The organism is Rhizobacter sp. P2_H3, from assembly GCF_056403355.1.
In genome coordinates this window covers 1-25,490 of record NZ_JBFUFQ010000042.1, presented here as the reverse complement: position 1 = coordinate 25,490, position 25,490 = coordinate 1, and the positions used below count along the sequence as shown (strand labels likewise).

22 protein-coding genes and 1 pseudogene are annotated in these 25,490 nt (G+C 70.2%); 13 read left to right on the top strand and 10 right to left on the bottom strand.

The window, feature by feature from the left end:
- Positions 1 to 4 precede the first annotated feature (4 nt).
- Entirely contained in the window at positions 5 to 1,531 is a 1,527-nt protein-coding gene (locus AC1D1T_RS11040) for a DUF4331 domain-containing protein (protein WP_477991882.1), read from the bottom strand.
- 202 nt (positions 1,532 to 1,733) lie between these two features.
- Here AC1D1T_RS11040 and AC1D1T_RS11035 point away from each other — a divergent pair, with 202 nt between their 5' ends.
- Positions 1,734 to 3,038 (top strand): hypothetical protein, encoded by a 1,305-nt coding sequence (locus AC1D1T_RS11035; RefSeq protein ID WP_477824822.1) that lies wholly within the window; start codon positions 1,734 to 1,736, stop codon positions 3,036 to 3,038.
- A 49-nt stretch (positions 3,039 to 3,087) separates the two neighbouring features.
- On the opposite strand, the gene AC1D1T_RS11030 is transcribed toward AC1D1T_RS11035, so the two are convergent.
- Positions 3,088 to 3,768, bottom strand: a complete 681-nt coding sequence (locus tag AC1D1T_RS11030; protein WP_477838321.1) for an outer membrane beta-barrel protein — start codon at positions 3,766 to 3,768, stop codon at positions 3,088 to 3,090.
- Between the two features lie 128 nt (positions 3,769 to 3,896).
- Between AC1D1T_RS11030 and AC1D1T_RS11025 the strand changes: the two genes are divergently transcribed.
- Positions 3,897 to 4,247, top strand: a complete 351-nt coding sequence (locus AC1D1T_RS11025; RefSeq protein ID WP_465111512.1) for a hypothetical protein — start codon at positions 3,897 to 3,899, stop codon at positions 4,245 to 4,247.
- A 43-nt stretch (positions 4,248 to 4,290) separates the two neighbouring features.
- On the opposite strand, the gene AC1D1T_RS11020 is transcribed toward AC1D1T_RS11025, so the two are convergent.
- The 5 genes from AC1D1T_RS11020 to AC1D1T_RS11000 all read right to left on the bottom strand — a co-directional run bounded on the left by AC1D1T_RS11020 (position 4,291) and on the right by AC1D1T_RS11000 (position 10,153).
- Complete coding sequence (locus tag AC1D1T_RS11020) at positions 4,291 to 4,827, bottom strand: porin family protein (RefSeq protein WP_465111513.1); 537 nt, start codon at positions 4,825 to 4,827, stop codon at positions 4,291 to 4,293.
- A 182-nt stretch (positions 4,828 to 5,009) separates the two neighbouring features.
- The gene (locus AC1D1T_RS11015) at positions 5,010 to 6,533 is read right to left on the bottom strand and encodes a class I adenylate-forming enzyme family protein (RefSeq protein ID WP_477991881.1); all 1,524 of its coding nucleotides are present in this window, start codon (positions 6,531 to 6,533) and stop codon (positions 5,010 to 5,012) included.
- Between the two features lie 2 nt (positions 6,534 to 6,535).
- On the bottom strand, positions 6,536 to 7,462 hold the full coding sequence (locus AC1D1T_RS11010) for a 2-hydroxyacid dehydrogenase (protein ID WP_465111515.1): 927 nt from the start codon (positions 7,460 to 7,462) through the stop codon (positions 6,536 to 6,538).
- Between the two features lies 1 nt (position 7,463).
- Positions 7,464 to 8,450 (bottom strand): tripartite tricarboxylate transporter substrate binding protein, encoded by a 987-nt coding sequence (locus tag AC1D1T_RS11005; RefSeq protein ID WP_477824819.1) that lies wholly within the window; start codon positions 8,448 to 8,450, stop codon positions 7,464 to 7,466.
- Positions 8,447 to 10,153: a long-chain fatty acid--CoA ligase gene (locus AC1D1T_RS11000; protein WP_477991880.1), complete on the bottom strand. Its 1,707-nt coding sequence runs from the start codon at positions 10,151 to 10,153 to the stop codon at positions 8,447 to 8,449. Before AC1D1T_RS11000 ends, AC1D1T_RS11005 begins: the two co-directional genes overlap by 4 nt.
- Positions 10,154 to 10,299: 146 nt before the next feature.
- Here AC1D1T_RS11000 and AC1D1T_RS10995 point away from each other — a divergent pair, with 146 nt between their 5' ends.
- From AC1D1T_RS10995 to AC1D1T_RS10985, 3 genes are all read left to right on the top strand, one after another.
- A complete protein-coding gene (locus tag AC1D1T_RS10995) occupies positions 10,300 to 11,838 on the top strand; it encodes a 3-hydroxyacyl-CoA dehydrogenase (RefSeq protein WP_477824817.1) in 1,539 nt (512 codons plus the stop codon).
- A gap of 94 nt (positions 11,839 to 11,932) precedes the next feature.
- Positions 11,933 to 13,120: an acyl-CoA dehydrogenase gene (locus AC1D1T_RS10990; RefSeq protein ID WP_477824816.1), complete on the top strand. Its 1,188-nt coding sequence runs from the start codon at positions 11,933 to 11,935 to the stop codon at positions 13,118 to 13,120.
- 12 nt (positions 13,121 to 13,132) lie between these two features.
- Complete coding sequence (locus tag AC1D1T_RS10985) at positions 13,133 to 13,618, top strand: glutathione peroxidase (protein ID WP_047501704.1); 486 nt, start codon at positions 13,133 to 13,135, stop codon at positions 13,616 to 13,618.
- On the opposite strand, the gene AC1D1T_RS10980 is transcribed toward AC1D1T_RS10985, so the two are convergent.
- The gene (locus AC1D1T_RS10980) at positions 13,555 to 15,678 is read right to left on the bottom strand and encodes a diguanylate cyclase (protein ID WP_477839997.1); all 2,124 of its coding nucleotides are present in this window, start codon (positions 15,676 to 15,678) and stop codon (positions 13,555 to 13,557) included. The genes AC1D1T_RS10985 and AC1D1T_RS10980 overlap by 64 nt on opposite strands.
- A gap of 165 nt (positions 15,679 to 15,843) precedes the next feature.
- On the opposite strand from AC1D1T_RS10980, the gene AC1D1T_RS10975 reads away from it, so the two are divergent.
- The 4 genes from AC1D1T_RS10975 to AC1D1T_RS10960 all read left to right on the top strand — a co-directional run bounded on the left by AC1D1T_RS10975 (position 15,844) and on the right by AC1D1T_RS10960 (position 19,009).
- The gene (locus AC1D1T_RS10975) at positions 15,844 to 17,046 is read left to right on the top strand and encodes an amino acid aminotransferase (RefSeq protein ID WP_477991879.1); all 1,203 of its coding nucleotides are present in this window, start codon (positions 15,844 to 15,846) and stop codon (positions 17,044 to 17,046) included.
- A gap of 89 nt (positions 17,047 to 17,135) precedes the next feature.
- Positions 17,136 to 17,393: a BufA2 family periplasmic bufferin-type metallophore gene (gene bufA2, locus AC1D1T_RS10970; RefSeq protein WP_047501706.1), complete on the top strand. Its 258-nt coding sequence runs from the start codon at positions 17,136 to 17,138 to the stop codon at positions 17,391 to 17,393.
- Between the two features lie 27 nt (positions 17,394 to 17,420).
- The gene (bufB, locus tag AC1D1T_RS10965; protein WP_477991878.1) at positions 17,421 to 18,269 is read left to right on the top strand and encodes an MNIO family bufferin maturase; all 849 of its coding nucleotides are present in this window, start codon (positions 17,421 to 17,423) and stop codon (positions 18,267 to 18,269) included.
- Positions 18,266 to 19,009 carry an HvfC/BufC family peptide modification chaperone gene (locus AC1D1T_RS10960; protein WP_477827631.1) on the top strand — a complete coding sequence of 248 codons (744 nt, stop codon included), beginning with the start codon at positions 18,266 to 18,268 and terminating at the stop codon, positions 19,007 to 19,009. Before bufB ends, AC1D1T_RS10960 begins: the two co-directional genes overlap by 4 nt.
- Here AC1D1T_RS10960 and AC1D1T_RS10955 read toward each other — a convergent pair.
- Positions 19,006 to 19,599: a peroxidase-related enzyme gene (locus tag AC1D1T_RS10955; RefSeq protein WP_477827632.1), complete on the bottom strand. Its 594-nt coding sequence runs from the start codon at positions 19,597 to 19,599 to the stop codon at positions 19,006 to 19,008. The two genes, AC1D1T_RS10960 and AC1D1T_RS10955, sit on opposite strands and share 4 nt — an antisense overlap.
- 87 nt (positions 19,600 to 19,686) lie before the next feature.
- Here AC1D1T_RS10955 and AC1D1T_RS10950 point away from each other — a divergent pair, with 87 nt between their 5' ends.
- Positions 19,687 to 20,082, top strand: coding sequence for a translation initiation factor Sui1 (locus AC1D1T_RS10950; RefSeq protein ID WP_465111525.1), 396 nt, complete (start codon positions 19,687 to 19,689; stop codon positions 20,080 to 20,082).
- Positions 20,083 to 20,100: 18 nt separating this feature from the next.
- Here AC1D1T_RS10950 and AC1D1T_RS10945 read toward each other — a convergent pair whose 3' ends face one another.
- Positions 20,101 to 20,520, bottom strand: a complete 420-nt coding sequence (locus AC1D1T_RS10945) for a hypothetical protein (RefSeq protein WP_477991877.1) — start codon at positions 20,518 to 20,520, stop codon at positions 20,101 to 20,103.
- A gap of 245 nt (positions 20,521 to 20,765) precedes the next feature.
- Between AC1D1T_RS10945 and AC1D1T_RS10940 the strand changes: the two genes are divergently transcribed.
- From AC1D1T_RS10940 to AC1D1T_RS10930, 3 genes and pseudogenes are all read left to right on the top strand, one after another.
- On the top strand, positions 20,766 to 23,984 hold the full coding sequence (locus tag AC1D1T_RS10940; protein ID WP_477826942.1) for an efflux RND transporter permease subunit: 3,219 nt from the start codon (positions 20,766 to 20,768) through the stop codon (positions 23,982 to 23,984).
- 3 nt (positions 23,985 to 23,987) lie between these two features.
- Positions 23,988 to 25,247, top strand: a complete 1,260-nt coding sequence (locus AC1D1T_RS10935) for an efflux RND transporter periplasmic adaptor subunit (RefSeq protein ID WP_477826941.1) — start codon at positions 23,988 to 23,990, stop codon at positions 25,245 to 25,247.
- 20 nt (positions 25,248 to 25,267) lie between these two features.
- A pseudogene (locus AC1D1T_RS10930) lies at positions 25,268 to 25,490 on the top strand (efflux transporter outer membrane subunit); the annotation flags it as partial.

Here is a 25,490-nt window from a genome sequence, read left to right as displayed (position 1 = left end):
CTCCTCAATGCGTTCCGCCGATGGGCGTGAACAGGTACGGGAAGCCCGGCAGCAGCGGCAGCACGGCCTGGTCGACCGCGTCGTGCAGCTTCAGCGAGGTGGCCCCCAGCGGCACGTTGGCCGGCTTGCAGGCCGCGCCGAAACCGAACTTGTCGGTGTCGCCGTTGGCGATGCACAGCCCGCCCATCACCGCGACCAGCGAGACGTCGACCACGTCGTCCTTCGGCCGGCGGCCGTTCGGGAAGCCGGCGTTGTCGGTGCCGCCCGCAAGGATGTTGCCGACGATGCCGAGCCGGTTCTGGTCGGCGAAGGCCACCGGCGCGATCGCGGTGTTCAGCCGCAGCATTYCGGAGGGCGTCACGCTCGCCGGCTGGTTCACGCCCTTGATGCCGGTCAGGAAGGCCGTCACGAGGTCGGTGCGCGGCAGGTTCTTCGGCGCGGTGCCGGGCAGCTTCAGCGCGATCTCCAGCAGCGCGGGCAGCGTCGGGTTGGTGACGTAGGCGGCGAACTGCGCGTCGTCCTTCGGCTTCGAGCCGTTGAAGCGGTCCTTGTCGGGCAGGCCGATCACCACCTCGTTGACCAGCGGCATGCCCAGGCGCGAGACCTGGGTCCAGGCGCCGCCGGCCTTCTCGGTGGTCTGGTGGCCGGCCTTCGGCGTCGGGTCGAGCAGGCGCACCTGGCGCAGGCTGGCGCTGGTCCAGCCGCCGATCACCGGGTCGGTGCCGGCGGTCAGGCAGCTCTTGTGCACCTCGAGCGCGAGCGTCGTGACGTTCTTGTCGTCGATGGTGTTCGGTGCCGCATTGATCAGGGCCGGGTCGGTGATCACGGCCACCGGCGCGTTGACCAGGTCGAAGATGGTGCCGAGGTTGACCGCGAACGGGTCCTTGCGCTGGCCGGCGAACACCTTGCCCGGCATCGCGCAGCCCGGGATGTTGACGGTGTAGATGTGCTTGGCCGCATAGGCAGCGTAGTCGGGCAGGGTCTTCACGCCGATGTTGTCGACCGGCTTGTCGAAGGTGGCACTGCCGCCGGCCGCGTTCGTGATCGCGCTGCGCCGGCCGCTGCGGCGGTCGCCGCGCACCACGTCGACGGTGAAGGTCTCGGTGAGGTTCAGCGCGGCCGAGCGCACATCGGTCACCTGGCCGGCCTGGATCAGCGGGATCGCGACGTTCTTGTCGCCGATCGGCAGCCTGACGTTGTTCAGCGTGTTCTTGAAACGGAACTGGAAGCTCAGGTCTTCCTTCGCGTCGCCGTTGTTGTCGATGTGGATCTCGTACAGCGCGTTCGGATCCATCGAGAAGTAGTTCGGTCCGCCGTAGGCGTCCTGCAGCGGCAGGTAGTTCGCGATCAACGTGACGTAGTCGGTGCGGTCGGCCTCGTAGCTGCGGAACATGTAGAAATCGGTGGCGTCGACCTTGGGTTGCGTGGTGATGAACGGCGCCTCGCGGTGGCTGGAGGCATGGGCGGCGGCGCACAGCGCGAGGGTCGCGGCCAGCGCGAGCGGTGCGCTGCGCAAACGGGTGGGTGTCATGGCTTCTCCTGGTGTGGTGGCATGGCAGCCGGCGGGATGCCGGCTGACCTGCGTTTACGCCGCGAGGGAGCTGGTGGACGCAGTGCGCTGTCTCGACGCTCTGCCGGTGGGGGCTTGCATCCAAGGGGAAGGAAGCGGCGTACGGGCGCGCCTGGAAAGTACCGATGTGAAATCGATTTCAGCGCCACTAGCATCCCCGGCCATGTCGATCACATCGCTTGTCACCTGCACATCGCTGCTGGCCCTGCCGCTGCTCACGATGGCCGCACCCGTCACGCTGAGCATCCCATCGGATCTCCCGTCGCCGAGCAGCATCGCGGCCGCGCCGGCGATCCTGCGCGGCTACAACATCGGCAACTGGATGCAGATCGGCGAGTTCGCCCGCGAGATGCGGCAGGCGCCGGCGGCGGCCTTGCGCTTCCCGGGCGGCAACGCCGGTGACGACGAAGACCTCACCGGTGCGCGGCTCGACCTGTTCAAGACCAACCTTGAACTGCTGGGCGGCCCGGCGCCCGAGTTGCTGATCCAGACGCGTGTGTTCCAGGGTGGCCGCCTCGGCGTGGCGGCGGCGAACACGCCCGAAGACGCCGCGTCGGCGGTGCGCCTGGCGCGCGAACGCGGGCTGGCGGTGCCGGTGTGGGAGATCGGCAACGAGCCCGACCTGTTCGCCGTCACGCGCGGCGACGCGAGCTGGACGCCGGAGCGCTACTGCGAGGTCTTCCGCGCGCAGGCCGCGGCGATCAAGCGCGAGGACCCGCAGGCGCGCATCGCCGGCCCGGCGGTGTCGGGCGCGATGCCGATCGCACCGGCATTTGCGCGCCGCTTCATCGCACTGTGCGGCGACGTGGTGGACGTGCTGACCTGGCACATCTACCCGACCGAAGGCACCGGCTCCGAGGCGGCCGCGCTCGCGAGCATCGACGACGCGACGCGCTGGCCGGCCGAGTACCGGCGTCTGCTGGCCGACCCGGCGAGCAACCCGCTCGGCCATGCGCGCGCCATCGAGCTCGGCATCACCGAATACGGCCTGTCGTCCCGCTCCGACGGCCAGCGCTTCATCGGCGAGCAGGTCGGCGCGCTGTGGGCCGCCGAGTTCGCGCTGCGCAGCGCCGAGGCCGGGCTGCGTTTCGCGCACTACTTCGCGTACCAGGGGACCGGCTTCCACGGCCTGCTCGACAGCGGTGGGGCGCCGCGGGCGACGTACTACGCGTTCCGGCTGCTCGCGCCGCTGCAGGGGAAGTTCGTGCCGGTGTCCGCGAGCGATGCGGGCGTGTGGAGCCATGCGCTGGTCGATGGCGACACGCTGTCGGTCGTGCTGATCAACAGCGACACCAAGGCGAAACCGTTGAGGACGACCCTGGCGTCGTGGAAGCTTGCCGGCGGGCAGTCCTTCGATGCGCGCGTGGTCGACAAGGAGGCGGCGTTCACACGCATCAAGCCGGCCGCGGCGGCGACGCTGCCCGCGCGCTCGATGACGGTGCTGCGGTACCAGCGCACAAAAAAATAACCGACCCCGCATCGCGCGAGGCCGGCTCGATGCCGTCAGGTCGGCCGGATCAGAAGTTGTAGATCGCGCCGACCGTGTACAGCATGGTCTGAATTTTCTCGCCGATGAACTCGCCTTGGGTGAAGTCGATGGCGGCGTTCAGTGAGACGTCCTTCGTCAGCTTGTAGCCAATGCCGGCACCGAGATACCCTTTGAACTTGCTCTCGGAGGCGGATAGCGTCGCTGCTTGGGTCGAAGCCGATGCCTTCATCCTGTTACGTGCAACGCCGGCCCGAAGCACGCCGTTCCAGTTGGTCGCGAAATCGCCCAGGAACGCGGCACCGACGCCGAAGCCCGACATCCTGATGTCGCCGTTGACGATGCTGCCCTGCACGATGTCGAAGAAGTCGACCTTGCCGTAGTCGGCGTAGTGCGCCTCGACGGCGACGTTGTCAGTCAGCTTGTAGCCGCCGAACAGCTTGAAGCCGGTGCCGCTCTTGTCGCAACTGGTGCAATCGACGTCGAGCCTGGTGCCGCCCGCGGCCGCGCCGACGTAGAGGCCTTCGGCGTGTGCGCCGACGCTGCCGGCCGCGATGAGTGCGCTGAGGAGAAATTTCTTCACGGTGAATCCTGTGGTGTTTCGTGGAGCTGGAGTCGCCCGTGGCGTCCGCGCGGAAGCGACGGGGTCGACGTGCTGAGTGACACGAAACTGCGCCCGGTTCCCACCGACCGCTCGCCGATCTGCTTCCATCGTTCACCCACCCTGGACAGTTCGACCAGCTGTCCACAGAGCCGGCTTGGCGCGTGGTTGCAGCTGGATGCACGCCTGTGGCGTAGTCGCTCTATGCTTGCGACCTTCCGCATTTGCAGTCCAACCCCATGCGCCTCCTCCTGACCGCTCTCGCCGCCCTCACGCTGTTCGCCGGCTCCGCCCAGGCGCTGACGCTCGATGCGAAGAAACTGGCCCGCTACGACGCCAGCTACCAGCGCTGCGAGGCGCTGTACCCCGAGATGAAAGGCCAGCGCGACGTGGCCTACCTGCGGCTGTACCACGTGGCGGAAGACGAGAAGATGCTGGGCAAGCTGGCCGCGCTGCGCAAGAGCAGCGCCTACGTGGCCGAGCAGAAGCGCCTGAAGAAGACGCCCGCGCCGCCGGCCTCGGCGGCGTCTGGCCCGCTGGCCCAGCAGTGCCAGGGCCTGTGGGGCGAAGCGCAGCGCGCAAAAAAATAGCCGACCCCGCATTGCGCGGGATCGGCCGGCCGATGTCGGCGGATCAGAAGTTGTAGTTGACGCCGATCGTGTACAGCGTGGCCTTGGCCTTGTCGCCCTGCAGCTCGCCTTCGGTGTAGTCGATGGCGGCGGTCAGCGCGACTTCCTTGGTCAGCTTGTAGCCGATGCCGGCGCCGACGTAGGCCTTGGTCTTGCTCTCCGAGTCGGAGGCTGCGCCATCCAGCTTCACCTTGTTGCGCGCGACGCCGGCGCGGACCACGCCGTTCCAGTCGGGCGTGAAGTCGCCCAGGTAGGCCGCGCCGATGCCGAAGCCCGACAGCTTCACGTCGACGGAGGTGCCGCCGCCGCTGAGCTTGGCCTTGCCGTAGTCGGCGTAGTGCCCCTCGATGGCGATGTTCTCGGTCAGCTTGTAGCCGCCGAACAGCTTGAAGCCGGTGTCGCTCTTGTCGCAGCTGGGGGCGCCATTGCAATCGAGGTCGATGTTGGTGCCGCCGGCGGCCACGCCGACGTAGATGCCTTCGGCGTGCGCGCCGACGCTGCCTGCCATCGCGATGAGGGCGGTGAGGAGGATCTTCTTCATGGGGAATCCTGTGTTGTCTCGTGGAGATGAAACCGGCCGTTGACTGCTGCCGGCGCCGCGGGTGGAACCCTTGGCGGGCGGGATCCTACGTGTAAACCCGCCCCTCACATCCGTGACTTTTGGATACCCGATGAACTTGCCCGCCTTTCATGCGGCTGCAAGAAATCGCGCGGCCGTTGTGCTCAGTGCCAACGCTCGCGCAACTCGCGCTTCAGCACCTTGCCGATCGCGCTGCGCGGCAGCTCGTCAATGAAGCGCACGCCAGCCACGCGCTGCGTCTTGCCGACGCGGGCGTTCAGCCAGTGCTTCAGGTCGTCGGCCGTGGCGTCGTCCGCCCCCSCCCCCGCACCCGCCCCCACGCGCCGCACGACGAAGGCCACCGGCGTCTCGCCCCACTCGGCCGACGGCACGCCCACCACCGCCAGATCGGCCACCGCCGGGTGCTCGCGCAGCACCGCCTCGAGGTCGCTCGGATAGATGTTGAAGCCGCCGCTGATCACCACGTCCTTCTTGCGGTCGAGCAGCACCAGGAAGCCGTCGGCATCGAAGCGCCCGACATCACCGGTGCGGATAAAGCGCTTGCCCGCCGCATCGAACCATTCCGCCTCGCGCGTCTTCTGCGGCTGCCGGTGGTAGCCGAGCATCATCCCGGGCGAATGGCCGACCACCTCGCCGGTGGCGCCGGCCGGCAGCTCGCGGCCGTCGTCGTCGATCAGCCGGATGTCGTGCCCTTCGGCGGGACACCCGACCGTGTGCAGCTTGTCCGGGTGCTCGTGCGCCGCAAGGATGCAGGTGCCGCCGCCCTCGGTCATGCCGTAGAACTCGACCAGCCCGCCCGGCCAGCGCGCCAGCACATCCGCCTTCAGCGCGGCGCCGAACGGCGCGCTGGTGCAGAACTTGTTGATGAAGGCGGAGAGGTCGTGCTGCCCGAAGCCCGGCAGCGCCATCAGCCGCTGGTACTGCACCGGCACCAGCATCGTGTGCGTCGCGTGGTGCCGCGCGGCCAGCGCCAGGTAGCCGGCCGCGTCGAACTTCGGCATCAGCACGGCGCAGCCGCCATAGGCCAGCGTCGGGAAGAACACCACCAGCGTGGTGTTCGAGTACAGCGGCGTCGCGAGCAGCGTGACACCATCGGGCGTGTAGCCGTACTGCCGGCCACGCTGCACATGCGACCAGCGCATGCCGTGCGACTGCACGATGCCCTTCGGCACGCCGGTGGTGCCGGACGAATAGATGATGTTGAACGGCGCGTCGGGTGGCAGCGCCGGTTCGTCCACGCGTGCTCCGGCCGGTGCGAGCCAGCGCTCGAAGGCCGCGTCGTCGTCGAGCGCGATGCGCGGTACCTCGGATGCAGCAATCAACGCGCCGGCCGCGGCATCGACGAACAGCGCGCGCGGCTGCGCATCGGCCAGCATCGCGGCCAGGCTCTCGGCCGTCGACGACGGTGCGAGCGGCGCGACGACCACGCCGGCGCGCAGCGCGCCGAGGAACACCGCGGCGTAGCGCGTCGACGTGCCGGCGCACACCGCGACCGCCTCGCCCACCTGCACGCCATCGCGCTGCAGCGCGGCGGCGATGCGGTCCATCAGCGCATCGAGTGCGGCATACGACAGCACTTCGCCGCCCTGCATCAGCGCCGCCTGCGCCGGCCGCGCCTGCGCATGGGTGCGGACCTGCGAGGGAATCGTCCGGAAGGCGTCGTCCATCGTCAATACCCCGCCGAGCGATCGACGGCATGCAGCGGCAACTGCCCATCGCGCACGCGGCGCAGCGCGTCGAGGCATTGCGCCGCGACGGTGTCGAACGAGGCCTGCGCCGCGATGTGCGGCGTCGCGACCACCTTCGGGTGCCGCCACACCCAGTTCGACGGATCGGGCGGCTCACGCTCGAACACGTCGAGCGCGGCACCGGCCAGGTGGCCTTCGTCGAGCAGCGCGCGCAGGTCGGCCTCCACGAGGTGCTCGCCGCGGCCGACGCTGACGACGAACGCACCGCGCGGCAACTGCGACAGCGTCGCCCGGTTCAGCAGCCCGCGCGTCGCTGGCGTCAACGGCAGCGTGCAGACCAGCACGTCGCTGCGCGCGAGCAGTGCCGCGAGGCCGGCATCGCCGCTGAACACCTCGACCCCGGCCACCGGCTCGCCGCGCCGGCTCCAGCCCGCCACCGGGTAGCCCAGCGGCACGAAGGCCCGCGCCACCGCCTGCCCGACCGCGCCGAGCCCGAGGATGCCGACACGGCACTGCGCCGCCGCCCGCACCGGGTGACGCAGCCACTGCGCCGCGGCCTGCTGCTGCGCATAGCGCCCGAGGTCTCTCGTGAAGCCGAGCGTGCAGGCCAGCACGTATTGCGCGATCTCGCAGCCCTGGTTCGCATCGACGACGCGCGCCAGCACGACCGACGCCGGCAGGTCCGCCGGCATCAGCTTGTCGACCCCCGCGCCGATGCTGCACACCAGGCGCAGGTTCGGCCAGCGTGCGAGCTGCCCCGGCTGCAGGCGCCACGCGAGCAGGGCCTCGACGCGCTCCGGCGGCGCCTCGTCGTCGCTCGTCCACACATCGATGCCTTGGGCCGCGCGCCGCAGGGCCTCGGCGTATGGCGCCACGGGCAAGGGCGACACCAGCGCGAGCACGCCCACGTCAGGCCTTCGCGGCGAGGCCCAGGCGCTCGATCAGCGCCTTGTCCTTCACGAAGGTCTCGCGTGCCCAGGCCGCATAGTCGTCGCCGCTGCGGTACCAGGCCTCCTGGTTCAGCTGGTCGAGCAGCTCGACATGCCGCGGGTCGTCCATCGCCTTCTTGAAGGCATCGTGCAGCGTCTTCACGATCGCCGGGTCCATGCCCTTCGGGCCGACCAGCCCGTACGGCGAGCTGGACACCACGCCGTAGCCCAGGTCCTTCGCGGTCGGCACGTTCGGCCAGCGCTTCGTGCGCCGCTCGCCGAAGGTGACGAGCAGCCGCATCTGGCCGTTGTCGACGAACTTGTCCCAGCCGGTCGCGTCGCTCTGGGCCATCACGTGGCCGCCGAGCAGCGCCTGCTGCAGGTCGGCGTTGCCCTTGAACGGGATGTGGTTCAGCCGCACCTTCGCGTTGTCGGCCAGCTCCTCCATCAGCAGGTGCGGCGAGGTGCCGATGCCGGTGGAGCCGTAGTCGATCTTGCCGGGCTCGCGGCGCGCCGCCTCGATGTAGTCGTTGAAGGTCTTGAACGGCGAATCGGCGCGCACCGTGAAGCCGAAGGTGTAGCCCGAGATGCCCATGATGAACGTGAAGTCGTTGATCGGGTGCCAGTTCACCTTCTGCATGTGCGGCAGCCGCAGCATGCCCATCGGGAACTGCGCGATCGTGTAGCCGTCGGGCCTGGCGGTGCTCGCCATCATCCCCGGCCCGAGCGTGCCGCCGGCGCCGGGCTGGTTCTGCACGATGATGTTCTGGCCCAGCAGCTTGCCGGCGATGTCGGCCAGCGTGCGCAGGTGGCGGTCGGTGGAGCCGCCGGCCGGCCACGGCACGATCAGCGTGATGGGCTTGCTCGGGAAGCTCTCGGCGCGCAGCACGCGCAGCGGCGCCGCCAGGGCCGCGCCGCCGGCGGCGACGATCAGCGAGCGCCGGCGCAGCAGGGGGATGTGGCTCATGGGCTGTCTCCTGGTTGTGGTGTCGATGTGGCGGCGAGTTCGCGCTCCTGCAGCTCGCGCCACATCACCTTGCCGCTGCCGGATTTCGGCAGCGCGGCGACGAACTCGACGATGCGCGGGCTCTTGTAGGCGGCCATGTGCTCGTGGCTCCACGCGATCAGCTCCTGCGCGGTCACGGCCTCGTGGCCCGCGCGCAGCACCACCAATGCCTTCACCGTCTCGCCGCGGCGGGCGTCGCGCGCGGCGATCACGCAGGCCTCGAGCACGGCCGGGTGGCGGTACATCAGCGATTCGACCTCGGCCGGCCACACCTTGAAGCCCGACGCGTTGATCATCCGCTTGAGCCGGTCGACCATGAAGAAGTAGCCGTCGGCATCGACCTGCGCCAGGTCGCCGGTGCGCAGGAAGCGGCGGCCACCGATCTCGATGAAGGCGTCGCGCGTGGCGGCCTCGTCGTTCCAGTAGCCGCGCATCACCTGCGGGCCGTGCACGACCACCTCGCCGGTCTCGCCGGCCGGCACCTCGGCGAGCGTGGCCGGGTCGACGACCCGCGCGTCGACATCGAACACCGGGATGCCCAGGCACTGCGGCTTCGGCCGGTGCGGCGGGTTGATGTGCGTCGCGGCCATCGCCTCGGTCATGCCGTAGCCCTCGACGTAGTCCAGCCCCGTCAGCTCGCGCAGCCGCGCGGCCACGGCGGCCGGCATCGCCGCGCCGCCGCCGCGGATGCCCTGCAGGCTGCTCAGGTCGTAGTCCGCGAGGCGCGGGTTCGACAGGAAGTCGACCACCATCGTCGAGATCGCCTGCAGCACCGTCGCGCGGTGGCGCTGGATGCACTGCGCGGCGGCGTCGCGGTCCCAGCGCGCCAGCACCACCATCGTCGCGCCGAGGTACAGCGGGCCGTTCAGGCTGCCGGCCATGCCGGTGACGTGGAAGAACGGCAGCACCGACAGGTAGACCGCGTCCTGCGTGCGGCCGAACCACTGCACGCCGCCGACCAGCGTGCTCATCACGCTGCGGTGGGTGTGCATGCAGCCCTTGGGCCGGCCGGTGGTGCCGGAGGTGTAGGGCATCACGCACAGGTCGTCGGGGCCGGCGGTCAGCGGGCCGGGGCGATGATCCTGCGCGAGGGCGTCGCGCCATGCGGTGAGCCGGGGCGCGTCGAACGAAAGCGGCGTGGCCGAGACGGCTTCGGGCACCGGCAGGTCGGTGGGCGCGGTCAGTGCATCGGCGTAAGTGACGACGAGCAGCTGCCGCAGGCCGTTCTCGCCGACGTCGTCGAGCAGGGGTTGCATCTGCGCCAGCAGGTCCTGCGGCACGACGGCGACGCGCGCGCCGCTGTCGTGCACGTAGTGGCGCAGCTCCTCGCTGCGGTTCATCGGGTTGACCGGCACCACCACCGCGTTGGCGCGCAGGATGCCGTAGAACGCCATCACCCACTGCGGGCTGTTCTGCAGGTAGAGCAGCACGCGGTCGCCGGCCTGCACGCCGCCCGCCTGCTGCAGCCAGCCGGCGATGCGCTCGGTGCCGGCCAGCAGCTCGGCATAGCTCATCACGCTGTCGTAGAAGATGACCGCCGCCTTGTCCGGAAAGCGCTGCGCCGACACCTGCAGGTTGTGGAAGAGGTGGGTCTGCGGCAGCGTCAGGTGGCGCGGCAGGCCGGGCGGCCAGTGGGCAAAGTGGGCGGGGAGGGCAGACGGCATGGAAAAGCCATGCTAGGAGCGGGGCGGGGGCTTGTAAACACGGTGAATCCCGCTGTCGCCAAGGTGTCAGCCTCCTGGTTTGACAGTGGAAGACGGCACCGTGAACAATCGGCGGCTGTCTCGAACCCGAAGCATGGTGTCCCGCAATGCAGACCGATCCCCAGGATGAACGGCCCCGTTTCGCCACCGCCCCGCTGACCTTGGGCGTGGTCGGTGCCGGCGTGATGGGCATGGGCATCGTGCAGATCGCGGCGCAGGCCGGGCTGGCGGTGCGGGTCTTCGATGCGCGCGAGGGCGGTGCGGCAGCGGGCTGCGAGAAGCTGGCCGGCACGCTGCGCACGCTGCACGAACGCGGCAAGCTGAGCGCCGAGCAGGCGGCAGCCGCCACCGCGCGCTTCGCGCCGGTCGCCACGCTCGAGGCGCTGCGCGACTGCGATGTCGTCATCGAGGCGATCGTCGAAGACCTCGGCGCCAAGCAGGCGCTGTTCGCCCAGCTCGAGGCGCTGGTGCGCGACGACTGCGTGCTCGCGAGCAACACCTCGTCGCTGTCGGTCACCGCGATCGCCGCCTCGTTGCGGCTGCCGGCGCGGGTGGCCGGCTTCCACTTCTTCAACCCGGTCCCTGTGATGAAGGTGGTCGAGGCGGTCGACGGGCTGCTGACCGACCCGGCCGTCACGCTGAACCTGCTGGCGCTCGGCCGGCGCCTGGGGCACACCGCGGTGCGCGCGAAGGACACGCCGGGCTTCATCGTCAACCACGCCGGGCGCGGCTTCGGCACCGAGGGCCTGCGCATCCTGGCCGAGGGCGTCGCCGAGTTCCACGAGATCGACCGCGTGCTGCGCGACGTGGCCGGCTTCATCGTCGGCCCGTTCGAGCTGATGGACATCACCGCGCTCGACGTGTCGCACCCGGTGATGGAATCCATCTACCGCCAGTACTACGATGAGCCGCGCTACCGGCCGCAGCCGCTGACGCGCCAGATGCTCGCCGCCGGCCTGGTCGGGCGCAAGGCCGGGCGCGGCTTCTACCGCTACGACGGCGGGCAGAAGCAGGCGATCGCCGAGGCGGCGGCACCGGCCGCGCGGCCGGCGTCGGTGTGGCTCGCRCCCGATGCGCCGGCGGCGCTGCGCACGCTGGTGGCCACGCTCGGCGTGCCGGTCGACGACGGCGCCGCGCCGCGTGCCGGCAGCCTGTGCGTGGTTGCGCCGGTCGGCGACGATGCGACGACCTGCGTGCAGCGCCTCGGCCTCGATGCGCAGCGCACGGTGGCGGTGGAGACGCTGTTCGACCTGTCGCGCCGCCGCGTCGTGATGACCACGCCGGCCACCACCGCCGCGTGGCGCGATGCGGCGCATGGCCTGTTCGCGGCCGACGGCGTGCCGGTGACCGTGATCCGCGACAGCGCGGGGCTGGTCGCGCAGCGCGTCGTCGCGACCATCGTCAACATCGCCTGCGACATCGCGCAGCAGCGCATCGCGACGCCGGCCGACATCGACCTCGCCGTCAAGCTCGGCCTGAACTACCCGCTGCCGCCGCTCGCCTGGGGCGACCGGCTCGGCGCGCGCACGGTGCTCACGATCCTCGAACGCATGCACGCCTTCTACGGCGATCCGCGCTATCGCCCGAGCCCGTGGCTGAAGCGGCGCGCGCTGCTCGGGCTGTCGCTGCTGGCGGACGAAGCCTGAAGACACCGGACAAGCGCCCGACAAGCCGACAAGGGTTACCCTGCCATCCTTGCCCTGCGAACCGACACCCGAAACCCCTCCCGGAGATTCCGTCATGTCCACGACCAAAGCAGCCTTCCAGTGGGACGACCCGCTGCTGCTCGACCAGCAGCTCGACAGCGACGAGCGCCAGGTGCGCGACGCCGCCCGCGACTACGCGCAGGGCCGCCTCGCGCCGCGCGTGCTCGAGGCCTTCCGCCATGAGAAGACCGATGTCGAGATCTTCCGCGAGATGGGCGAGCTCGGCCTGCTCGGCCCGACCATCCCCGAGGCCTACGGCGGCGCCGCGTTGAACTACGTCTGCTACGGGCTGGTGGCGCGCGAGGTCGAGCGCGTCGACTCCGGCTACCGCTCGATGATGAGCGTGCAGTCGTCGCTGGTGATGGTGCCGATCCACGAGTTCGGCAACGAGGCGACGAAGCAGAAGTACCTGCCGAAGCTCGCGCGCGGCGAGTGGATCGGCTGCTTCGGCCTGACCGAGCCGGACCACGGCTCCGACCCCGGCAGCATGGTCACGCGGGCGCGCAAGGTCGACGGCGGCTACAGCCTGTCGGGCGCGAAGATGTGGATCACCAACAGCCCGATCGCCGACGTGTTCGTGGTCTGGGCCAAGGACGACAGCGGCGCGATCCGCGGCTTCGTGCTCGAGAAGGGCTGGAAGGGCCTGAGCGCGCCGGCGGTGCACGGCAAGGTGGGGCTGCGCGCCAGCGTCACCGGCGAGATCGTGATGGACAACGTGTTCTGCCCCGAGGAGAACGCCTTCCCCGAGGTGCGTGGCCTGAAGGGCCCGTTCACCTGCCTGAACAGCGCGCGCTACGGCATCGCCTGGGGCGCGCTCGGCGCGGCCGAGGACTGCTGGCACCGTGCGCGCCAGTACGTGCTCGACCGCAAGCAGTTCGGCCGGCCGCTCGCGGCCAACCAGCTGGTGCAGAAGAAGCTGGCCGACATGCAGACCGAGATCACGCTCGGCCTGCAGGGCTGCCTGCGGCTGGGCCGCATGAAGGACGAGGGCACCGCCGCGGTCGAGATCACGTCGATCATGAAGCGCAACTCCTGCGGCAAGAGCCTCGACATCGCCCGGCTGGCGCGCGACATGATGGGCGGCAACGGCATCAGCGACGAGTTCGGCGTCGCGCGGCACCTGGTGAACCTGGAGGTGGTCAACACCTACGAGGGCACGCACGACGTGCACGCGCTGATCCTCGGCCGCGCCCAGACGGGCATCGCTGCTTTCTCCAACTGAAAGGGAACGACCATGACCACAGCCTACGACTTCGAAGCCACCACGATCGACGGCAAGCCGGCACCGCTGGCGGCCCAGCGCGGCAAGGTGCTGCTGATCGTCAACACCGCGAGCGCGTGCGGCTTCACGCCGCAGTTCGCCGGGCTGGAGGCGCTGTGGAAGAAATACGCCGACAAGGGGCTCGCCGTCGTCGGCTTCCCGAGCAACCAGTTCGGCCACCAGGATCCCGGCAGCAACGACGAGATCGCGTCGTTCTGCCAGCTGAACTACGGCGTCAGCTTCCCGATGATGGCCAAGACCGACGTGAACGGCAGCGATGCCCACCCGCTCTACAAGTGGCTGACCGCCGAAGCCCCGGGCATCCTCGGCACCAAGGCGATCAAGTGGAACTTCACGAAGTTCCTGGTCGGCAAGGACGGCCAGGTGATCAAGCGCTATGCGCCGACCGACACGCCCGAATCGCTGTCGGCCGACATCGAGGCCGCACTCTCGGCCTGAACGACGGCTGCCTGAACCACCTCGGCCGGCGCGTTGCCCGCGGGCGCCACGCACACGCGGTTGCGGCCGGCCGCCTTCGCGACGTAGAGCGCGGTGTCGGCGCGCGACAGCAGCGCCTCCAGCGAATCGCCGGCCGGCTGCACGACCGCCACGCCGATGCTGACGGTCGGGCGGATCGGCCGGCCCGCATCGTCGTCGATGCACAGGTTCTCGATCGCACTGCGCAGCCGCTCGGCCGCGGTCACCGCACCATCGTGGCCGGTGTCCGGCAGCAGCGCGACGAACTCCTCGCCGCCCCAGCGGCCGAACACGTCGAGCTCGCGCAGCGCGCCCTGGCAGGCCCGGGCCACCGCCTGCAGCACGCGGTCGCCGGCCGGGTGGCCGTGCTCGTCGTTGACGCGCTTGAACAGGTCGATGTCCAGCAGCAGCACCGAGAAGCTCGCCGCGGTGCGGCCGACGCGCTTCAGCTCGGCGTTGCCGCGCGTGGCGATCGCTCGGCGGTTCAGCGCGCCGGTCAGCGGATCGGTGGTGGCCAGCGTCTCCAGCTGGTCCTGCGCCTGCTTCAGCGCCGTCACCTCGGTCAGGCTGCACAGCCAGCCGGGCTCGTCCTCGTGCACCAGCGGCACGCAGCGCACCAGCACCCAGAACGGCGTGCTGTCGCTGCGCTGCAGGCACATCTCGCTGACGCGGCCGGCATCGATCTGCTCCTGCGACGACAGGCTCTTGATCAGGTCGTGCAGCTGCTCGTGCGCGCTCTGGCGGGCTCGGGCCGCATCGACGGTGCCGTCGTCGCCGAACAGCCGCAGCAGCGCGGCATTGGCCATCATGATCGACAGGTCGGCCTGGCGCAGCACCGCCACCGGCGCCGGCGCGGCCTGCAGCACGTCCTCGGCCGCCTTGCGGCGCAGCGACACCAGCGCCTCGCGGCGGCGCTTCTCGGCATAGCCCAGCAACAGCAGCAGCGCGGCGAGCGCGCCGGCCTCCAGCGGCATCGTGCGCAGCGCGGCCCAGCGCAGCTGCGCGCGGTCGACCACGATCGCATAGCGCCACGGCGTGGATTCGATGTCGTAGACCAGCGCCCAGTCGGCGGCGATCTGCTGCCGGTTGTTGGCCGGCGCGGTGCGCAGCGCGCTCCAGTCGCCCGAGGTGCCGGCGCGCTCGGCCACCTGCTGCAGCGTCGGCGCCTTGTCGGAGGCGCCGCCGACCATCGTCGGGTGCGCGATCACGCGGTCGTGGTCGTCGAGGATGAAGGCGGTCGCGATGCCCAGCGCCGGCCGGCGCACGTACTGCGACAGGCTGTCGAGCTGGAAATCCATCGCCGCGATGGCCCGGTAGTGGCCGTCGGCATCGTCGATCGGGATCGCCAGCGTGCTGACCAGCCCGTTGCCCTTGGGGTCGTCGTACGAGGCCGACCAGACCGGCGCGCGGCCGGGGTTGCGCTCGACGAGGCCGTCGCGGTAGGGGTCGCGGCCCAGCATGTCGGGCGTGAACAGCTGCAGGTCGTCGGAGGCCGGCGGAAAGATCAGGTGGAAGCCCTGGCCCGACAGGTAGTACACCGCGGCGGCGGCCGCCTGCGTGGTCTTGGCCTGGATCAGCGCCGGCCCGAGCGCGAGCGCGATCTCGATCTCGCGGCCCTTCTCGCGACCTGCTTCACTGGCCGGCGCCGGTTTCGGGCCGGCCATGCTGAAGGCCGGCGAATCGGCATGGTTGTTGCCCGATGCGCGCGCGGTGTGGTGCGCGGCCCGCATGGTCGGCAGCAGCACGGTGGTGCCGGGGATGTCCAGCCGCTCGGCGAGCGCTGCCGCGTGCTCCTTCGACAGCGTGAGGCCCTGCTGCTGGAACAGGCCGTTCGCGACACCCTGCAGCATGAAGACGCTGTTGCGTGCCGAGCGCGTCGACAGCCCGACCTCGCGCGCCGCCTCGTGCGCGGCCTCCTGCATGTCGCCCCACAGCCGATCCTGCCGGGCCGACCAGGCGGCCAGGAAGACGGCGACCGCCAACGTCACCACGGTGGCGTATGCGGCCCAGTGCGCCTTGTTGCGGATCGATCTGACAGTCACTCGGGGAACTCTCTGGTCTCTGCCCTGCGCCGGGGTGGAGCGGGTGCCGGCCGGACATCGGCGGCGCCTCGCCCGAGGGATATCGGCCGCGCCGGGCGGGGGCTGAAGGGCGTCGCGGATAATTTGCATCCGACACCGACTCACCTCTCCACCCAAGGCAGCACCATGTTCGAGCACGTCGACGCCTACGCGGGCGATCCCATCCTGACCCTCAACGAGGCCTTCGGGCGCGACCCCCGGCCGCACAAGATCAACCTGAGCATCGGCATCTACTTCGATGACGCAGGCCGGCTGCCGGTGATGCGCGCGGTGCGCGAGGCCGAATCGGCGATGCTGCAGGCGATCGGCGCGCGCCCGTACCAGCCGATGGAAGGCGCGGCCAACTACCGCCAGGCGGTGCAGCACCTGCTGTTCGGCGCCACGCACGAGGCGGTGACCAGCGGGCGGGTCGCGACGATCCAGACGCTCGGCGGCTCCGGCGGGCTGAAGGTGGGCGGCGATTTCCTGAAGCGCTATTTCCCGCAATCCAGCGTGTGGGTCAGCGACCCGACCTGGGACAACCACCGCGCGATGTTCGAGGGCGCGGGCTTCACCGTCAGCACCTATCCGTACTACGACGCGGCCACCGGCGGCGTGCGCTTCCCCGAGATGCTGGCGGCGCTGTCGGTGCTGCCGGAGAAGAGCATCGTGCTGCTGCACGCCTGCTGCCACAACCCGACCGGCGTCGACCTGAGCGCGGCGCAGTGGGCCGAGCTGATCCCGGTGCTGGCGCAGCGCAAGCTGATCCCGTACGTGGACATCGCCTACCAGGGCTTCGGCGACGGCATCTCGCAGGACGCGTTCGCGATCCGCGCGCTGGCCGATGCGGGGCTGAGCTTCTTCGTCGCGAGCTCGTTCTCGAAGAGCTTCTCGTTGTATGGCGAGCGCTGCGGCGGCCTGAGCGTGGTGTGCCCGAACGCGGCCGAAGCGGCGCTGGTGCTGGGCCAGATGAAGGCGACGATCCGCAGGAACTACAGCAGCCCGCCGACGCATGGCGGCCAGATCGTCGCGCGGGTGCTGCAGACGCCGGCGCTGTACGAGCAGTGGGCGGCCGAGCTCGACGCGATGCGTGTCCGCATCAAGGCGATGCGCGAGAAGCTGCATGCAGTGCTGAGCGCCAAGCTGCCGGGCCGCGACTTCGGCTACTTCCTGAGCCAGCGCGGGATGTTCAGCTACACCGGGCTGACGGCCGAGCAGTGCGACCGGTTGCGCGAGGACCATGCGGTGTACCTGGTGCGCTCGGGGCGCATGTGCGTCGCGGGGCTGAACTCGGGCAACGTCGAGGCGACGGCGGTCGCGATGGCCGAAGTGCTGAAGCAGCCGGTGTAAGGACGCGCGGCGGTTACCGACAGAGTGGGGCTGGCGCGGGGGATTCATCCCCGCCTGCACGTCCCCACACCAACCTGAAGGAACCGATCATGCTGAACCTGAAGTCCGGCCTCGCCCTGGCCACCACCGCCGCCGCCCTGTTCTCGCTGGGCACCGTTGCCACCAGCGTGCAGGCTGCCGATGAAGGCAGCGTCAAGTGCGCCGGCGTCAACAGCTGCAAGGGCACCTCCGACTGCAAGACCGCCAAGAGCGAATGCAAGGGCCAGAACGGCTGCAAGGGCCAGGGCTGGGTCGGCAAGAAGACCGCTGCCGAGTGCACCAGCGCCGGCGGCACGGTGCTGAAGTAAGACCTGGCGCCCGAAGCCGGCATTGACATGAACACCGCGCTGCAAGGCTTCGGGCTCGGGCTGCGCACCGAGCACTACCGCAACTTCTGCAGCGACGACCGCGCACTCGCGCGGCGCGTCGACTGGCTCGAAGTGATCTCCGAGAACTACATGGTGCCCGGCGGCAAGCCGCTGCACCACCTCGATCGCATCCGCCGCGACCACCCGATGGTGATGCACGGCGTGTCGATGTCGATCGGCAGCACCGACCCGCTGAACGCCGGTTACCTGCGCGACCTGAAGGCGCTGGCCGATCGCATCGAGYCGGCCTGGGTCTCCGACCACCTGTGCTGGACCGGCGTCGACCACCACAACCTGCATGACCTGATGCCGATGCCCTACACCGAGGCGGCGCTGCGCCACCTGGTGCCGCGCGTGCGCCAGGTGCAGGATGTGCTCGGCCGGCGGCTGGTGCTGGAGAACGTGTCGAGCTACGTCAGCTTCGCGGCCGACGAGATGAGCGAGTGGGAGTTCATCGGCGAGCTGCTGCAGCGCGCCGACTGCGAGCTGCTGCTGGACGTCAACAACGTGCACGTCAGCAGCGTGAACCATGGCTTCGATGCACGGCGCTTCATCGACGCGATGCCGCGCGAGCGCGTGCGGCAGATCCACCTGGCCGGGCACGAAGACCATGGCAGCTACCTGATCGACACGCACGACCACCCGGTGTGCGCGGCGGTGTGGGCGCTCTATGGCTACACGGTGCAGCGGCTCGGCCGGGTGCCGGCGATGATCGAGCGCGACGACCACATCCCGCCGCTGGCGGAACTGGTGGTCGAGCTGGACCAGGCGCGCGCGGTGGAAGCTGCGGCGCTGCAGATGGCGGAGGCCGCATGAGCGTGTTGATGCACCAGCAGAGCGGGCTGCACGCTGCAATGCTCGGCGCGGTGGCTCCCGAAGGATTGCTGCGCGAGCCGGTGCAGCACGAGCCGCTGCTGCGCATCTACCAGAACGCCTACCGCGCGCGGCTGGTGGCGGCGCTGCGCGACAACCACGGCGTGCTGCCGCGCGCGATGGGCGACGAGGCCTTCGATGCGCTGGCCGAGGCCTACCTGCAGGCGCATCCGTCGCGGCAGCCGTCGATCCGCTGGTTCGGGCACCGGCTGGCGGAGTTCATGGCGGCACATCCCGGCTTGGTGCCGCATCCGGCGTTCGTCGACCTGGCACGCATGGAGTGGGCGTTGCGCGATGCCTTCGATGCGGCGGATGCGACGCCGATGACACCGGCCGAGCTGGCGGCGCTGCCCGTCGACGGCTGGCCGCAGCGCGTGCTGCGCTTTCATCCGAGCGTGCAGGTGCTGGCGCTCGACTGGCACGTGGAACCTGCGTGGCGGGCGCTGCAGGGCGACGACGAGCCGGAGCTGGCCGAGCCCGAGGCGGGCGAGCACCAGCTGATCGTCTGGCGGCCGCTGCTGGAGACGCGCTGGCGGACGGTGGCGAGCGCGCTCGAGGCGCGGTTGCTCGTGGCGGCGATGCGGGGCGAGGACTTCAGCGCGCTGTGCGAGATCGCGGCCGATGCGGTCGGGGTGGTCGGCACGGTCCAGCAATGGACCGCCGAGGGCCTGCTGATCCGCTAGGCCTTCTTCTCCCGCGCCACCCGCCCCATCAGGTAGAACTCATCGTTCGGCCGCAGGCTCATCAGGTTCGCCATCCGGTTGCTCAATCCGAACAAGGCGGTGATCGCGCCGATGTCCCAGATGTCCTCGTCGTCGAAGCCGTGCACGCGCAGCGCCTCGAAGTCCGACTCGACGATGTTGGCCGCGTCGTTGCAGACCTTCATCGCGAAGCCGAGCATCGCCTTCTGCCGCGGCGTGATGTCGGCCTTCAGGTAGTTGGTCGCGACCTGGTCGGCGAGCTGCGGCTGCTTCTCGTAGACGCGCAGGATCGCGCCGTGCGCGACCACGCAGTACAGGCAGTTGTTGGCCCCCGAGGTCGCGACGATGATCATCTCGCGCTCGCCCTTCGTCAGGTGGCCGCCTTCCTTCAGCAGCAGCGCGTCGTGGTACGCGAAGAAGGCCCGCGCCTCGTCGGGCCGGTGCGCGAAGCCGAGGAACACGTTCGGCACGAAGCCCGCCTTCTGCTGCACATCGAGGATGCGCGCGCGGATGTCGTCGGGCAGGCCGGCGAGTTCGGGCACCGGGTAGCGGCTGACGGGTGGGTGGCGCATGGGTGTGTCTCCTGGTCTTGTGATCGAGCCAGGATACGTCGCTGCGCGGCGGCCCGGGCCCCGGCGTTACCATCGCCGCCCGAAAGGATGTCCATGCCGAAGCCCCTCAACGAACGCCGGTCCGGCACCCTCGCTGACCTGTCGGCGCTGGTCTATTCCACCGACACCGGCCGAATCTGCCCCGACTGCCGCCAGCCGGTCGCGCAGTGCGCGTGCAAGGCGCAGAAGGCGCTGCCGCAGGGCGACGGCATCGTGCGTGTCTCGCGCGAGACCAAGGGCCGCAAGGGCAAGGGCGTGACGCTGGTGAAAGGCCTGCTGCTCGACGCCGACGCGCTGACCCTGCTGTCACGCGAGCTGAAGGCCGCCTGCGGCGTCGGCGGCACCGTGAAAGATGGCGTCATCGAGCTGCAAGGCGACCACGTCGAGACGGTGATGGAGCGCCTGAAGCGCGCCGGCCACACCGTCAAGCGCGCCGGCGGCTGAGCCCCGCCCGCGCCCCCGTCAAGGGGCCGCTTCCAGCAGCAGGTACTTGCGCAGCAGCGGCGCCGTCAGGCTGAAGCGCGCTGCCGACACCGTCGCGATGAAGCAGGCCTCGCCCACCTGGCGAGGGTTGTCGATCGCGGTCACATAGAGCAGCTCGCCGCCGGGTTGGCGCCACAGCACCACGCGCGACACCGGCACGCCGTCGCGCTCGAGCACCGGGTACAGGCTGTGCATCTCGGCGAGCACCGCGCGCCGGTCGCCGTCGTCCAGCACCGCGGCGCGGTCGTCGCGGCCGAAGTGGATCCACGCGGTGCTCACGCAGCTCGGCAGGTTCGGCGCGCTGCCGGGCGGTGGCAGCGGCGGCTCGGCCGCCAGCGCGAGCGATGCCATCGACGCACCCAGCGCGCCCCGGATCAGTGCACAGCGTCGGCAGCCCATGTCCACTCCTTCGCGGCGGGCCCGCGCCGCGTGCCGGCAGCTTACGCCGGGCTGACGGCCGCGCGCATCGCAGGGTGTTCGCCGCAGGCGGCCATCGCCACCGGCCACACGTCGGCAATGCGAATCTGCCTATGATCGACGACCCGCGTAACAGTTGGCCCCCACACCTGCCGCTTCGCGTCAGGCCCCCCGAGGGGGTCAAGGAACTTGGGGCGGCCCGGCGTTTCCTTGAGAGGTCTCGATCGATGTCCATGGTCCAGCTGGCGCTCCGTCGCCCCTACACGTTCATCGTGATGGCCTTGCTGATCGTGCTGGCCACGCCGTTCGCGCTGCGCAACATGGCGACCGACATCTTCCCGGAAATCAACATTCCGGTGATCAGCATCATCTGGAACTACGGCGGGCTGTCGGCCCAGGAGATGGGCCAGCGGATCTCGGCGCAGAGCGAGCGCGGGCTCACCACCACCGTCAGCGACATCGAGCACATCGAATCGCAATCGCTGAACGGCGTCGCGGTGATCAAGGTCTTCTTCCAGCCGACCGCCAACATCCAGACCGCGATCGCCCAGGTCGTCGCGTCGATGCAGACCCAGGTGCGGCAGCTGCCGCCGGGCACCACGCCGCCGCTGGTGATCAAGTACTCGGCCTCCAGCATCCCGGTGGTGCAGCTCGCGCTGTCGAGCCCGACGCTGCCGGAGCAATCGGTGTTCGACGCCGCGGTCAACCAGCTGCGCCCGCAACTCATCACGATTCCCGGCGTGGCCGTGCCGTTCCCGTACGGCGGCAAGAACCGGCTGATCTCGGTCGACCTCGACACCGCGGCGCTGCAGGCGCGCGGGCTGTCGCCGGCCGACGTGGTCAACGCGATCAACCTGCAGAACCTGATCCTGCCGTCGGGCACCGCGAAGTTCGGCGCCACCGAGTACACCGTGAAGATGAACGGCTCGCCCGACGCGGTCGCCGGGCTGAACGACCTGCCGGTGCGCACGAACGGTTCGGCCACCACCTACCTGCGCGACGTTGCCTACGTGCGCGACGGCTTCTCGCCGCAGACCAACATCGTGCGGCAGGACGGCGCGCGCGGCGTGCTGCTGTCGGTGCTGAAGAACGGCGGCGCCTCGACGCTCGACATCGTCGACAACCTGCGCGCGCTGCTGCCGCGCGCCGCGCAGACGCTGCCGGCCGACGTGAAGGTGACGCCGTTGTTCGACCAGTCGGTGTTCGTGAAGGCAGCGGTCAAGGGCGTGATCGCCGAGGCGGTGATCGCCGCGCTGCTGACGGCCGCGATGGTGCTGCTGTTCCTCGGCAACTGGCGCAGCACGCTGATCATCGCGGCGACGATCCCGCTGTCGATCCTCGCGTCCATCCTGGTGCTGCAGATGCTCGGCGAGACGCTGAACCTGATGACGCTCGGCGGCCTGGCGCTGTCGGTGGGCATCCTGGTCGACCAGGCGATCGTGACGATCGAGAACATCGAGCGCCACCTGCACCTGGGCACGCCGCTGATCGAGGCGATCGAGGTCGGCGCCGGCGAGATCGGCGTGCCGGCCTTCGTCTCCACGCTGTGCATCTGCATCGTGTTCGTGCCGATGTTCTTCCTGTCGGGCGTCGCGCGCTTCCTGTTCGTGCCGATGGCCGAGGCGGTGGTGTTCGCGATGATCGCGTCGTACCTGCTGTCGCGCACGCTGGTGCCGACGCTGGTGATGCTGTTGATGGCCAAGGCGCATGCGGCACCGAAGGGCGCGAAGCCGAACGCGCTGCAGCGCGTGTACCTCGCCTTCGACCGCCAGTTCGAGCGCGTGCGCCGGGTCTACACGCTGTCGCTGTCGGCCCTGCTGTCGCAGCGCAGGCGCTTCGTGATCGGCTTCTCGCTGTTCTGCGTGCTGTCGTGCGGGCTGATCCCGTTCCTCGGGCGCGATTTCTTCCCGAGCGTCGATTCGGGCCAGATCCGGCTGCACTTGCGCGCGCCCACCGGCACGCGCATCGAGGAGACCGCGCGGCTGGCCGACGAGGTCGAGGCAGTGATCCGCGAGCTGATCCCGGCCGACCAGCTGGAGACCATCCTCGACAACCTGGGCGTGCCCAACAGCGGCATCAACCTGTCGTACAGCAATGCCGGCACCATCGGCACGCTCGATGGCGAGCTGCAGCTCTCGCTGAAGGAGGGCCACCGGCCGACCGACGAGTTCATCAGCCTGCTGCGCGCCGAGCTGCCGAAGCGCTTTCCGGGTACCGAGTTCTTCTTCCAGCCGGCCGACATCGTCACGCAGATCCTGAACTTCGGGCTGCCGGCGGCGATCGACGTGCAGTTCACCGGCCAGAACCTCGCCGCCAACGCGGCGCTGGCGGCCGAGCTGACGCGCAAGATCCGCGAGATCCCCGGCGCCGTCGATGCGCACGTGCACCAGCGCAACGACCTGCCGGCGCTGAACCTCAACATGGACCGCTCGCGGCTGCAGCAGCTCGGCCTCACCGCGTCGAACGTCGGGCAGAACGTGCTGATCTCGCTGTCGGGCAGCTCGCAGACGGCGCCGGCCTTCTGGCTGAACCCGCAGAACGGCGTGGTCTACAACATCGCGGTGCAGACGCCGCAGTACAAGGTGGATTCACTGGACGCGCTGCTGAACCTGCCGGTCGGCGCGGTCGGCGCGGGGAGTGGCACGGCCGCCGCGGCCGCGGGCGGCACGCAGCTGCTGGGCAACCTGGTCGAGGCGGCACCGGGCCGGCAGCTCGCGGTGGCCTCGCGCTACAACATCCTGCCGGCGATCGATGTGTACGTCGGCGTGCAGGGCACCGACCTCGCGAGCGTCGCCGGCAAGGTGCAGGCGCTGGTCGACGAGATCCGCCCGAAGCTGCCGCGTGGCAGCCAGGTGGTGCTGCGCGGCCAGGTGCAGACGATGCAGGCCTCGTTCATCGGGCTGGGCGTGGGCCTCGCGATGGCGATCGTGCTGGTGTACCTGCTGATCGTCGTCAATTTCCAGAGCTGGATCGATGCGCTGATCATCGTCGCTGCGCTGCCGTCGGCGCTGGCCGGCATCGCGTGGATGCTGTTCATCACCGGCACCACGCTGAGCGTGCCGGCGCTCACCGGCGCGATCATGACGATGGGCGTGGCCACCGCGAACAGCATCCTGCTGGTGTCGTTCGCGCGGCAGCGCCAGCAGGAAGGCGTGCCGGCGCTGTCGGCCGCGCTCGAAGCCGGCGCCACGCGGATCCGCCCGGTGCTGATGACGGCGCTCGCGATGATCATCGGCATGATCCCGATGGCGCTCGGCCTGGGCGAAGGCGCCGAGCAGAACGCGCCGCTCGGCCGCGCGGTGATCGGCGGGCTGTTGTTCGCGACCGTCTCGACCCTCTACTTCGTGCCGGTGGTGTTCGCCGGCGTGCACCGCTGGCTGGCGCATCGCCATGCCGCGCGTGACGTTGCCGCACTGCCACCCACTGCCAGCCTCCAGGAGACCTGAGTCATGACCGAGCAGCGCCACGCGGCACTGGGCATCCACGCCGCCGACCCGAACGATCCCGAGCACGCCCTGCACCTGGCCGACCCGCTGGAGCGCCGCGCCGTCGCGCGCCGCATGCGCTGGGTCGCGCTCGCGGTGCTGGTGCTGCTGGCGCTGGGCGCCGGCCGCACCGTGATCAGCCGCATGGGCAGTGCGAAGGCGCTGGAGGCCGGCACCGCCGAGCGCGCGAAGCAGTACGTGAAGACCGCGCTGCCGAAGACCGGCGATGCCGGCCAGACGCTCGCGCTGCCGGGCACGCTGCAGGGCTTCGTGCAATCGCCGATCGCTGCGCGCGCCACCGGCTACCTGCGGCGCTGGACCAAGGACATCGGCAGCCGCGTCGAGCGCGGCGAGGTGCTGGCCGAGATCGAATCGCCCGAGCTCGACCAGCAGCTCACGCAGGCGATCGCCGCGCGCGAGCAGGCGTCGTCGAGCCTGGAGCTCGCGAAGAGCACGGTCGAGCGCTGGGAGAGCCTGCGCAAGAAAGACGTGGTCTCGCAGCAGGACCTCGACGAGCGCCGCAGCAGTGCCGCGCAGGCGCGCGCCAACCTGGCCGCGGCCGACGCCAACGTGCAGCGGCTGCGCCAGCTCGAGGGCTTCAAGCGCGTGGTGGCGCCGTTCGCCGGCGTGATCACGCGGCGCAACGTCGACGTGGGCGACCTGATCGACATGAGCGGCAAGCCGCTGTTCACGCTGTCGCAGACCGATCCGCTGCGCGTCTACGTGAACGTGCCGCAGTCGTATGCGCAGCTGGTGAAGGCGGGGCAGCCGGTGGTCGTCACGCAGGGCGAGCTGCGCGGGCAGAGCTTCAAGGGCACGGTGGCGCGCACCGCGGCGTCGATCGACACCGGTACGCGCACGATGCAGGTCGAGATCGCGCTGCCGAACCCGGATGGCACGCTGCTGCCGGGCGCCTACGTGCAGGTGTCGCTGCCGCTGGCGGCCAGCCAGGCGGTGCTGGTGCCGGCGAATGCGCTGCTGTTCCGCGCCGAAGGCACGCGCGTCGCGCTGGTCGACGAGAGCGGCCGCGTGACGCTGCGCGCGGTGACGCTCGGCCGCAACTACGGCGAGAGCGTCGAGGTGCTCGACGGCCTGGCGGCGAACCAGCGGCTGGTGCTGAATCCGTCGGACTCGCTGACCGATGGCGACCGGGTGGCCCTGGCGCCAGCGGCCAAGGACACGCCGGCGGGCAAGGACGCTCCGCCGGCGAAGGGGGCGCTGTGACGCTGCGGGTTGCTGCACCGTTGCTGGTCCTGTTGTTGACGGCCTGCGCGGCGGGCCCGGACTACCAGCCGCCGAAGCCCGACATGCCCGTCACCTGGACGCTCGATGCGCCGTGGCGCACGGCCTCGCCCGACGACGCGGCCGCCAAGGGGCCGTGGTGGCAGCGCTTCGGCGACGCGCAGCTCGATGCGCTGGAGCAGCGCGCGCTGGCCGGCAGCCCAACGCTCGCCGCCGCGGCGGCGC

What these genes read in the sequence shown, in the direction of transcription:
- AC1D1T_RS11035 (WP_477824822.1), top strand. Translation starts at nt 1,734, where the DNA reads ATGTCGATCACATCGCTTGTCACCTGCACATCGCTGCTGGCCCTGCCG.
- AC1D1T_RS11030 (WP_477838321.1), bottom strand. Translation starts at nt 3,768, where the DNA reads ATGGAAGCAGATCGGCGAGCGGTCGGTGGGAACCGGGCGCAGTTTCGT.
- AC1D1T_RS11025 (WP_465111512.1), top strand. Translation starts at nt 3,897, where the DNA reads ATGCGCCTCCTCCTGACCGCTCTCGCCGCCCTCACGCTGTTCGCCGGC.
- AC1D1T_RS11020 (WP_465111513.1), bottom strand. Translation starts at nt 4,827, where the DNA reads ATGAAGAAGATCCTCCTCACCGCCCTCATCGCGATGGCAGGCAGCGTC.
- AC1D1T_RS11005 (WP_477824819.1), bottom strand. Translation starts at nt 8,450, where the DNA reads ATGAGCCACATCCCCCTGCTGCGCCGGCGCTCGCTGATCGTCGCCGCC.
- AC1D1T_RS11000 (WP_477991880.1), bottom strand. Translation starts at nt 10,153, where the DNA reads ATGCCGTCTGCCCTCCCCGCCCACTTTGCCCACTGGCCGCCCGGCCTG.
- AC1D1T_RS10990 (WP_477824816.1), top strand. Translation starts at nt 11,933, where the DNA reads ATGTCCACGACCAAAGCAGCCTTCCAGTGGGACGACCCGCTGCTGCTC.
- AC1D1T_RS10985 (WP_047501704.1), top strand. Translation starts at nt 13,133, where the DNA reads ATGACCACAGCCTACGACTTCGAAGCCACCACGATCGACGGCAAGCCG.
- AC1D1T_RS10975 (WP_477991879.1), top strand. Translation starts at nt 15,844, where the DNA reads ATGTTCGAGCACGTCGACGCCTACGCGGGCGATCCCATCCTGACCCTC.
- bufA2 (WP_047501706.1), top strand. Translation starts at nt 17,136, where the DNA reads ATGCTGAACCTGAAGTCCGGCCTCGCCCTGGCCACCACCGCCGCCGCC.
- AC1D1T_RS10960 (WP_477827631.1), top strand. Translation starts at nt 18,266, where the DNA reads ATGAGCGTGTTGATGCACCAGCAGAGCGGGCTGCACGCTGCAATGCTC.
- AC1D1T_RS10955 (WP_477827632.1), bottom strand. Translation starts at nt 19,599, where the DNA reads ATGCGCCACCCACCCGTCAGCCGCTACCCGGTGCCCGAACTCGCCGGC.
- AC1D1T_RS10950 (WP_465111525.1), top strand. Translation starts at nt 19,687, where the DNA reads ATGTCCATGCCGAAGCCCCTCAACGAACGCCGGTCCGGCACCCTCGCT.
- AC1D1T_RS10945 (WP_477991877.1), bottom strand. Translation starts at nt 20,520, where the DNA reads ATGGGCTGCCGACGCTGTGCACTGATCCGGGGCGCGCTGGGTGCGTCG.
- AC1D1T_RS10940 (WP_477826942.1), top strand. Translation starts at nt 20,766, where the DNA reads ATGTCCATGGTCCAGCTGGCGCTCCGTCGCCCCTACACGTTCATCGTG.
- AC1D1T_RS10935 (WP_477826941.1), top strand. Translation starts at nt 23,988, where the DNA reads ATGACCGAGCAGCGCCACGCGGCACTGGGCATCCACGCCGCCGACCCG.